Source organism: Pseudomonas sp. LM13 (genome assembly GCF_041381355.1).
In the GTDB taxonomy this organism is placed as follows: domain Bacteria; phylum Pseudomonadota; class Gammaproteobacteria; order Pseudomonadales; family Pseudomonadaceae; genus Stutzerimonas; species Stutzerimonas frequens.
The window spans coordinates 1-513 of record NZ_JACBXH010000140.1; the positions used below are offsets into that span (position 1 = coordinate 1).

Below are 513 nucleotides of genomic sequence, written 5' to 3' on the forward strand. Positions count from 1 at the left end.
ACCTGTCCCTGCTGTCGCCGTGCATCCTATTGATCTTGCCTCGTTCTGGCCAGGCTATGACGCCGTTGCCTGCCGTTCATCCGCCAACAACTCCCTTCTGATTGAGCTCGAGCCTCAAGCCGGTTCAGTGCCCAAGTGCGGGCGTTGTGGTCAGCTCAGTCCGTTGATTCACGAGCGCCGAATTCGTCTGGTGCGCGATCGTGATCTGTTCGATCAGCGCGTCTTGCTTCAACTACCCGTGCGCCGAGTCGATTGCCTGCACTGTGGTCGGGTGACCGAGCGGATCGACTGGCTGGAGCCTGCATCTCGCCTGACCCGGCGGTTACGGGTCTGGCTCGAAAGCTTGCTGCGGCTGCTGCCGATCAGCCACGTCAGCCAGCTCACCGGCCTGCACTGGCACACCCTCAAGACGCTCGATAAACGACGCTTACAAGCCGAGGTAGGCACCTTCGATTCAAGCGGTGTCCGCCGCCTGGTGATGGATGAGTTCGCCCTACACAAGGGGCATCGCTA

At 61.0% G+C, this 513-nt stretch carries 1 protein-coding gene; it reads left to right on the forward strand.

Annotation, left to right across the window (positions count from 1 at the left end; all coding sequences use genetic code 11):
- Window positions 1-19: 19 nt before the first annotated feature.
- Window positions 20-513: transposase family protein (locus HZR81_RS23730; protein WP_500129408.1), on the forward strand; the 494-nt coding region annotated here is incomplete at its 3' end.